The sequence below is a fragment of the Brevibacillus halotolerans genome, from assembly GCF_026891775.1.
GTDB lineage: Bacteria > Bacillota > Bacilli > Brevibacillales > Brevibacillaceae > Brevibacillus_B > Brevibacillus_B halotolerans.
Window position 1 is genome coordinate 91,425 of sequence record NZ_JAPTNK010000007.1, and the last position, 10,901, is coordinate 102,325.

Below are 10,901 nucleotides of genomic sequence, written 5' to 3' on the forward strand. Positions count from 1 at the left end.
AAAGAGAAAAATGTTGTTCCTCCAACGAAACCATAGTCTGTGATCCTCAATTGGAGGAACAATCGCATGAATCATGTATTAAATGAGCTCAAGTATGTTTTCTAAATCCTCAAATGAAAGATCATCATCGCCCAAATCACTTGGGGTTAATTCTCCTCCTTTCTTGGACATGCAATGCTCAATGATTAGCAACAAATACTTTTTATAGGTTTCTGCTAATGTGGCAATTGTCTCTTCCTTGTATTGGAGCTTATTGTATCCAATACTAATTTGCAATTTTCGTCCTTCAACAACAGATGAAATATCTAATAAAAATGGTCTTTCAGATTCTGGACTAAACAAATTGCCTGTATTGGTTTGCGAAAGTGCAAATACACCGTCTTTTCCATCAGAATCAAATTGCCCTAAATAATTAAAGCTGACCTCTGGTTGTAAACCAAACGATAGGGAAGGTCGCAACTCCTTAATCGTTAGATAACGCAGGATGTCATATCCGACCCCTTTCTTTGGAATATGCCGCAGGTTTTCTTTTACAAACTTAATTTGAAGCGAAATGTCCTCCGACTCGTCCAAATCTAATACAACTGGATATTGGGAGGTGAACCAGCCTACTGTTCTAGAAATATTCATATCATTTCCAATATCCTCGCGTCCGTGTCCCTCTAGGTTAATAATCACCTGATTGGTATGAGCCCAGTCTTTAAAGGCTAATCCTACCGCAGTCAGTAAAATATCATTAACCTCCGTGTGATACGCATGATTTACATTTCTTAATAGATTCTCTGTTTGTTCGCTCGTAAGCTCAGTTTTAAGAAGATGGGTGTTCTTCTGTGTATTTTCTACTTCGTTAAAGTCTCTTGGGAGCATCGTCATCTTTGCTGTTTTCTCTAGATTCTCCCAGTACTCCATTTCTTTGATGATTGTTTCACTATTGGCATACTTTTGCATTTGAATAGCCCAGTCTTTCACTGAATCTGTTTTATCCGGCAAGGTAATGTCCTGATGTAAAAGTGCCTGCGAATAAGCGGTAGAAAAGTCTTCGAACAAAATTCTCCACGATACACCATCAATCACTAAATGATGGATAACAATCAGCAAATAATCTCCTGTGCTTGTATGAAAAATCGCTACTTTCAGCAATGGACCTTCTGTAAGATCAATGCTGCTTTGAATCTCATTGGCTAACTGCAAGATTTTACTGTCTACATTGATTTCTTCTTCCAAATCAAACCTGTAAAGATCAAATAAATGATTCTCAATGCCCCGATTCCATTGAATGATTTTATTATTTTGACGTTTAAACACCATACGTAGGGCATCGTGATGTTCTACTATTTTTTGGAATGCGAGTGCTACTGCCTCTTGATCAAAGCCTTTTTCCCTGTGTAGCATAACGGCTTGATTCCATTGATGCATACCCGTAAATTGATTTTTGAAGAACCAACTCTGGATCGGCGTGAGCTCTATTTCTCCTTCTATTACACCCTGATCGCTTTTTTTACGGCTAGGTGTGACATAAGAAATGACATGCTCGATGGCTGGATTTTGGAACAAATCTTTCATTTCTAATTTCCAACCAGCAGTAGTCAGACGAGTCAGCACTTGAATGGCCTTAATTGAGTCCCCGCCTAATTCAAAGAAATTGTCTCGAATTCCAATTTTCTCTATACCTAAAACGTCTTGCCAAATCTCTGTTACCAATTGTTCTAATTCGTTTCGAGGAGCGTCGTATGCTTTTTTTGTATCAAAATTTTTATTTGGTTCAGGCAATGCTCTGCGGTCAATCTTATCGTTTGGTGTCAGCGGCATTTTAGCGAGCTGTACAACATAGGATGGAATCATATAGCTGGGCAAATCATCTGCTAGATATCCCCTTATCTCGGCTACAGACAATGCTTCGTCAGAAACCAAATAGGCACATAAATAAGATTGTCCTTGCTCATCCTCACGCGCTAATACTGCTGCTTCTTTGATCTGACGATGCAATAACAGAAGACTTTCGATCTCACCAAGCTCTACTCGGTGTCCACGTATCTTCACCTGATGATCGATTCTACCAAGATACTCGATGGTACCATCGGGAAGCCATCGTGCTAAATCCCCCGTTTTGTACATTTTTTGACTTGGGTTAAAAGGATTCGTAACAAATTTCTCAGCAGTTAGTTCTGGTCGGTTCCAATATCCTCTGGCTAGACCTACACCTGCTACACACATTTCTCCTGCTATTCCAATGCCCTGTAGCTGATGGAGCTGATTTAGAATATAGACTTGTGCATTTTGAACAGGAGCACCTATCGGAACAGACTGAGCTATGCTTGATCTTTCAGAGGCTTTCCAGTACGTAGCACAAATAGATGTTTCAGTAGGGCCATACCCATTGATATAGGTTACCTTGTCTTTCCATTTATCGACCAGGCCAAACGATGTAGCAGAACCTGCCGTGATCAGTATTCGTAATGTAGAAAGATGTTCTGGATGAAGGTGGATAGCATACGTTGGCGGTAAGGTAAGAACTGAAATCCTTTGTTGGTTCAGAAATTCCTCGAATTTGACAAAATCGTTAATGGTGTCCCTTGAAATGATAACGAGCCTTGCCCCGGTTACTAAAGCCATGAACATTTCCCAAACAGAGGCATCAAATGACTGGCTGGCAAACTGACCGATATGATCTTTTTTAGTTACGCCCAAATTCTCCTCAAAGAACGTCTTTAAATTTGCTATTCCGGTGTGCTCTAACATAACTCCTTTTGGTTTCCCTGTCGTACCAGAGGTATAAATTACATACGCTAAATCGGTTGGTTGACTGATAGAAACTAGATTGGTAGGAGCAATGGTAGCTAGTAGCTGCGTGGAGACATTGATAAATTCTGCATCTGAATCTACACCGTTCATCAAATGAGGCTGTGCAAGCACCCATCTCGTCCTACTATCTTCTAGCATGTACCGTATCCGATCCTTTGGATAATCTGGGTCGATTGGTAAGAAGGCCGCGCCTGATTTTAAAATCGCTAAGGTACCTATCACCATGTCTAGAGACCGTTCAATCATGATGCCCACTAATTGATTGGGTTGTACGCCCTTTTCTCGGAGTAGCCTTGCAAGCTGATTCGCTTTAGCGTTTAATTCCTGATACGTCAATTGGACCTGTTCATTAACAACAGCTATTTCATGCGGATGCTTTTCTACTTGCACTTCAAACAATTGATGAATCGTTTGATCTGATGAGAACACGGCTGAATTGTCATTAAATTGGACTAGCAACAGTTGTTTTTCCTCTTCCGTTAGCATGTCAATATCAGACAAAGTAACCTCTGTGTTAGCAATAATGGTCCGTATAATTTGCAGGAAATGGCCTGCCATTCTCTCAACAGTCTTATGGGTAAATAGCTTTGTACTATATTCAATGCGGAATACAATCTCGTCTTGTCCTTCCGTCATATGAAACGCCATATCAAATTTTGATACTCCTAGGGTATCCCCTTGTTCATATGGGCGCATCACAAGCTGATCAAAGACTCTTGTTTCCACATCGCCATTTTGAAGAATAAACATCGTATCAAAAAGTGGATTTCTGCTTGGGTCTCTTTCCAAATGCAATTTTTCTACGAGCTCATCAAATGGATAATCCTGATTTTCGTAGGCTTGTAGGGCATTCTGTCTTACTTCTTTAAGAAAATTTTGAAAGGTTTTATTCCCTACCGGCTTATTTCTCATCGCCAGTGTATTAACAAACATCCCAACCATATTTTCAACATCAGCATGTGACCGACCAGCAATAGGGGTACCAACAATAATATCCTCCTGCTCAGAATACTTGGAGAGTAGAACATTATACGCTGCTAACAAAACCATATAACGCGTTGTACCTGCCCCAGCCGCTACCTTTTGCAGACCATCAAATATCTCTTTTCCCGTTCTCATCATGAACTGATCGCCATCGAAGCTTTTTACGGCTGGTCTGGTATAATCTGTCGGTACATTCACCACAGGTATTTCGCCAGCAAACCTGTTCAACCAATATTCTTCTTGTTTTTTTATGGCATCCGTTAAGAAAAATTCATTTTGCCAAGAAGAGAAGTCTTTATACGTTATAGGCAGTTGAGGAAGCTGTTTGCCCTCATAAATATCAGCAACCTCTCTCAGAATTATTCCAATCGAAGTACCATCTGAAGCAATATGGTGAACATCGAACAGGAACAAATGTCGTACCTCTTCTAGCTTGACGAGACGGCTTCTACATAATGGGGAGACAGCAAGATCAAATGGCCTTACAAACGATTGGAAAATTTTACTTATTTCCTGTTGTTGGGCTTGCATATATTCCATGTCAAACTCTACATGCTCCTGAATGCTCTGAACGATTTGATCTTGCACCACCCCATAGCTAGTTCTCAGGCTCTCATGCCGATTCATTACTTCTTGCAATGCCCGTTTGAAGCGATCCTTATCTAAAGCTCCTTCAATTACCATCATTCCGGGCATATTGTAGCTAATGCCTGTCCCCTCAAGCTGATGAAGAACGTACATCCGTTTCTGAGCTGACGACACGGGGTAGTATTCTTGGTGAGAAACAGTTGGGATAGGCGTGTAGAGCTGTTTTTCAGATAAAGAGATATTCTCTGAAAGAGCTTCAATTATTTGAGCTTCAAAAAAGATTTGTAAAGATAGCTCAACTTGGAATGCTTTATGGACTTGTGTGATCACCGACATTGCTTTAAGTGAGTCACCACCCAATTCAAAGAAATTATCCCTTATACCTATCTTTTCAATCCCTAAAACAGCTTGCCAGATATCTACTAGTGATTCCTCTATCTTGTTTCGTGGGGCATCAAATGATTTTCCTGTATCCTGATTTTTATCAGGCTCGGGTAAAGCCCTACGATCAATCTTATCGTTTGGAGTTAACGGCATTTTATCTAGGTGCACAAAATAGGACGGGATCATATAGTTTGGCAATTCATTTGCTACATACTCCCTTACCTCAGTTACCGTGACTTGTTCCTTTGAAACGATATAAGCACATAAATATGATTGCCCTTGATGGTCATCACGTGCTAGAACAACAGCCTCTTGTATGGCAGGATGCTGTAATAAAAGACTCTCGATTTCACCTAGCTCTACTCGATGTCCACGTATTTTGACTTGATGGTCCATTCTCCCCAAGTATTCAATGTTTCCATCAGGTAGCCATTTTGCTAAATCTCCGGTTTTATACATTTTTTCGCCGGGTATAAATGGGTTATCCACAAATTTTTCAGCAGTTAGTTCTGGTCGATTCCAATATCCTCTCCCAAGCCCTACCCCACTAACGCACATCTCGCCTACCTCGCCAATCCCCTGAAGCTGTAGATATTGATCTACGATATAAACGTGAGCGTTTTGCATAGGAATACCAATCGGAACTGATGTTCTTTCACTCTCTGCTTCTGCCTTCCAATATGTCGCGCAAACAGAGGTTTCAGTGGGACCGTATCCATTGATGTAGTTCACCTTATCCTTCCATTTATCCACTAAGCCAAATGAGGTAGCAGACCCTGCAGTGATAAGAGTACGTAGAGTAGGTAAATGTTTTGGTTCAAGATGAATGGCATAGGTTGGTGGTAAAGTAAGTACGGTAACTCCTTTGCAAGTAACATAATCTTCGAATTTCATAAAATCGGAAATCTTCTCTTTTGAAATGATCGCTAGTCTAGCACCTGTAGTTAGAGCCATGAACATTTCCCAAACAGAAGCATCAAATGAATGGCTAGCAAATTGGCCAATGCAATCCTGTTCACTGATGCCTAGGCTATTTTCAAAAAATGCTTGAAGGTTGGCTATGCCAGTATGCTCTAGCATAACTCCTTTTGGTTTCCCTGTTGTACCTGACGTATAAATCACATATGCTAAATCAGTTGGTTGGCTGTTAGGAGGAAGGTTAGTGCTAACGAAACTAGCTAAAATAGGTTCTGAGACATTAATATACGCAGCATCGCATGCAACCTTATTCATCAAGTGTGGTTGAGCAATCACCCATTTTGCCTGACTATCCTCAAGCATGTAGCGGATACGATCTTCTGGATATTCAGGGTCAATTGGCAAGAAAGCTGCTCCTGATTTTAAAATCGCTAACGTGCCTATCACCATATCAAATGACCGTTCAACCATAATGCCAACTAGTTGATTAGGCCGAACCCCTTTTTGGCATAGTAATCTCGCAAGCCGATTTGCTTTTTCATTTACTTCTTGATAGGTCATCTGATCCTGCTCGAAAATAACAGCCACCCCAGTGGATCGCCTTTCTACCTGGTGTTCAAATAGTTGATGGATCGTATGCTCCGAAGAAAATTCAGCTTGCGTATCATTAAATTGCTTGATCACTTTCTGTTTCTCGTCTTCTGTTAACATATCGATGTCAGACAGGCTAATCTCTGGATTCTGCACTACTGTACGGATGATTTGAAGCCAATGACCTGCCATTCTTTCTATTGTTTCTTTCTTATATAAACTCGTGGAGTACTCTAGGCAGCACTTCAATGTATTGTTACCTTCACTTACCTCTAAAGAGACATCAAATTTAGCGTGCTTTCCTTTTGGAACATATGGCGTACATTTTAGTTCGTCTAATTCAAAAATGGTATGCTCCGTGTTTTGCAGAATAAACATGGTATCAAACAAGGGATTTCGACTTAAATCCCTCGGGAGCTTTATTTTTTCTACCAGAAGCTCAAACGGATAATCAGCATGTTCAAAAGCAAGCAAAGCATTATTTTTTACGTCCGCTAGGAACTCAGAGAATGTTTTGCTTCCTACAGGCTTATTTCTCATCACCAATGTATTGACAAACATGCCTAACAGACTTTTCGTATCTGCATGTGATCTTCCCGCTATTGGCGTTCCTATCATAATCTCTTCTTGATCTGAATATTTTGAAACCAACACATTGTAAATTGCTAGTAAAACCATGTAGAGAGTTGTTTGCGTCTCTTGAGCAATTCGATACAAGCCGTCTACTAGCTCCTTTTCCATTTCAAAAGAGTAGCGATCACCTTCAAAGCTTTGAATCGTAGGCCTTGGATAATCTGTCGGTAAATTCAAAGGTGCTACTTCTCCTGAAAATGCAGTCAGCCAGTACTCTTCTTGCTTGTTAAAGGCTTCCGTTTGGAAGAAGTCTTTTTCCCACACAGCATAATCCTTATATTGGATTCGTTGCTCAAGAACTGTTTCAGCTTGATATAATTTGGTTAATTCATGTATAAAGATATTTGCAGATACACCATCTGAAATAATATGATGCATATCCACAAGTAAATAATGGCGCTCTTCCGTCACCTTAACTAAACCTACTCGTATTAACGGAGCTGATTCAAGAGGGAACGGCTGAATAAATTGCTCAATCATGAGGTCAATATGCTCTTCTTTTGCCTCCAAAAACATTACTTTCATGTTGACAGTTGGATTCACTCGTTGGACAGATTCGCCATTTACCGTATGAAAAGAAGTCCGTAGAATTTCATGGCGATCCACTAATCTCTCAACTGCCCATTCAAGACGTTTATATTGTAGAGGGCCCTCTATCATCATGACGGTTGGAATATTGTATCCCGTACCTTCCTTTGAGAGCTGGTGTAAAATAATCATACGCTTTTGTGCAGATGACACTGGATAAAATTCCCTGATTGAAACTGGTGGGATCGAAATATACCTCTCGTCTACCTCTTTACCGCCACTTTCCAAGTATCTAGCAATGGCTTGGATCGTTGGAGTTTTAAACAATATTCGTAACGGAAGATCAATCCCACACTCTTTCTGGATGAGAGAGATAAGACTCATTGCCTTTAAAGAATGGCCGCCGAGTGAAAAGAACTGATCATGGACGCCAATCCTGGGAACACCTAGTACATCCTGCCAAATAATAGCTAGCTTTTGTTCTAATTCAGTGGATGGAGCCACATAGGCTACATCTGCTCTAATCGTTCCCTCAGGTTTTGGCAAGGATCTTCTATCAATTTTTCCGTTAGGAGTTAGAGGAATTTTGTCTACTGACACAAAGAATGAAGGAACCATATAGTCAGGAAGAGTTTTCCCCATATAGTTGCGCAGATCCATATCACTTACTTTTTTGCTTACAACAAGATATGCGACTATATGCTTTGTCTGTTTTTCATCCATTTGATCTATGACAACTGCTTCTTTAATATCCTTATGATTGAGCAGGTGTGACTCGATTTCGCCAAGCTCGATCCGATGACCGCGTATTTTTACTTGCTGATCGATTCGACCTAAATATTCGATATTGCCGTCTGGCAACCAACGGGCCAAATCTCCCGTTCGATACATCCTTTCCTTTGGTTTAAAAGGATTGGCACTAAATTTTTCAGCAGTCAGCTCCGAATTGTGAATATATCCTCGGCCTACATTGGCACCTGATATAAATAATTCCCCTGCGATACCGTGTGGCTGTAGCTTCTTTTCTTTATCTAAAATATAAACGCCAGTGTTTGAGATTGGTTTACCAATCGACGGGATTTCAGGAATCTCATGGTTAGGATCAATCGTATAGGTTGTTACAACATGAGTTTCTGAAGGGCCATAATGATTATGCAAATATACATGATTGTTACGTAAATATCGCTTCAGCTCATGGGTCACTACTAATTGCTCACCGGCTGTAATGATATGTTTCACACAAGTTGGAAATATCTTAGAAAAGCTTTTATCGTTAAAAATGAATTTTAAAAAGGCACCAGGCAGTGATAAAATACTTATTTTTTCCCGTTCAATGAAAGTGAACAGCTTCTCTACATTACGTCTGGTATCTTCGGTAATGAGATACAGCTCTCCCCCACTTAATAGTGTAGAGAATATTTCCTGATAGCATACATCAAAACTACAAGTCGTATATTGTAATACCTTTTCCTTATACGCAATATTGGTTGTTGCAAAGGTAAATTGCATTAAGTTAACCATATTCTTATGCTCTAGCATTACCCCTTTTGGTTTACCTGTTGTTCCAGATGTGTAGATAATATAAAACAGGTCATGAGAGGAATTCAGGTTTGCAACATCGTCCATGCTTTCTGACCAAATGCTACTAGCTTGGATATCTACTATTTCTATTGAAGAAGGGTTTTTATACATGAGATGTTGCTGTGTCAGAAGGATTTGCACGCCGCTATGCTCCAGCGTATAGCTAATTCTTTCGGCTGGATATGCAGGATCAATCGGTACAAATGCTCCTCCCGCCTTTAGAATTCCTAGTATACCTATCATCATCTCTATCGAGCGATCCATCATAAGTCCGACAAGCCGATCTGGCCCAATTCCCTTGTTTCTCAAAAATCGAGCTAATTGGTTTGATTTTGCATCTAGCTGTCTATATGTGAGGCGTTTATTTTCCAAAACAACAGCAATCTGATCAGGGGTTTTCTCTACTTGTTCTGCAAACAACTCATGAATGGTCTTATCTGGATACGGAGTCTCTGTGTCGTTTAACTCAACAACTACCTGCTGATATTCCTCCTGCGTAAGCATCGTAATATCCTTTACAGCCACATTTGGATTATTTGCCACGCATGTTGCTATTTGCTTCAAATGTCCTTCCATTTTTTTTATAAACGCTGTAGTAAAAACGAAAGCATTATAATCTAATCGAACATGAAGTTCTTCTCTTGGCTGAACCATAATGGTTAAATCATAATTGGTTGGCTCAAACATCTCGACCGAAAGAACCGAAAAACCAATCTTTTGCATGATATTGTTCTTTTTCAATTCTTCCACTAATGGATAATTTTCAATAACAACAATATGATCAAACAGGTTTTGTTTTAATTCAGATTGATTTTGAATCTCGTACAGAGGAACATGTTCGTATTGTTGGAAGCTTAGCGTTCTTTGATGAACATCTTTTACTACTTCACAAAAGGCTTGCTCTGCACTTGTTTGAACGCGGAAAGGAAGAGTATTAATGAATAAACCAACCATTCTCTCGATTCCTTGTAAATCAGTTGGACGACCCGACACAACTGAGCCGAAAATTACATCGTTTGACGAATTATACCTTTGCAGTGCTAATCCCCAAATGGTTTGAAAAATGACAGGTAGGGTCACCTGATTATTTTTAGCGATTAGCTGTAGCTGCTGCGTTAGCGCACGATCAAATGAAAAATGATATTGCTTTGGCAAAAACGCTGACTGTTCTCCAGAAGAACCTTTTTTCGGCAATACAGCTTGATGCTCATAATCTTTTATATATTCCGCCCAATACTGAAGCGATGTCTCTTGATCTTGTTTCTCCAACCATGCAATAAAGGTGCTGTATGCTTGTACTGGTTGTAGTGACAAAGGCTTATTTTCGACTAAAGAATCATACATCTGGATAAGTTCATCAAAAATAATACTGAAGCACCAGCCATCCATAATAATATGATGAAAGCTCCAAATGACCTGATACTCATTTTCCTTCATTTGTAGGATGATCACTCTCATGAGAGGATCTTTGGTTATATGAAACGTAGCTTCTTGGTCTTTTCTTTTCATTTGATCCGCTTGTTCCATTTTTGTTCGCTCGTCAAAGGAACTCAAATCATGAAATTGAATGGGAATGGCGCGTTCCTTCAAAACGACTTGGACTGGCTTTTTCATTTTCTCATGCAAAAACGTTGTTCGAAATACATCATATCTGGATACCAGCATTTGTAAACTTTTTGCAAACAAATCAACATCCATTTTTCCTTGAATGTGGATCGTCATCTGTACCAAATGAGAGTTATTATCCCCGTTTAGTAAGGAATGAAACAGCATCCCTTCTTGCATAGGAGATAGTACATACATGTCCTGAACCAGTTCTCTCCTAAAAGTACTCACCCAGCATTCCTCATTTCTATTTTTTACTTTTATTAAAAAAATAACAGCAGGAAAGT

Annotated in this window: 1 protein-coding gene; it reads right to left on the minus strand. The window is 39.8% G+C overall.

Annotated features, from left to right (window positions below; genetic code table 11):
- Positions 1-78: 78 nt before the first annotated feature.
- Positions 79-10,845: a non-ribosomal peptide synthetase gene (locus O0550_RS11275; protein WP_258426339.1), complete on the minus strand. Its 10,767-nt coding sequence runs from the start codon at positions 10,843-10,845 to the stop codon at positions 79-81.
- Between the last annotated feature and the right edge of the window lie 56 nt (positions 10,846-10,901).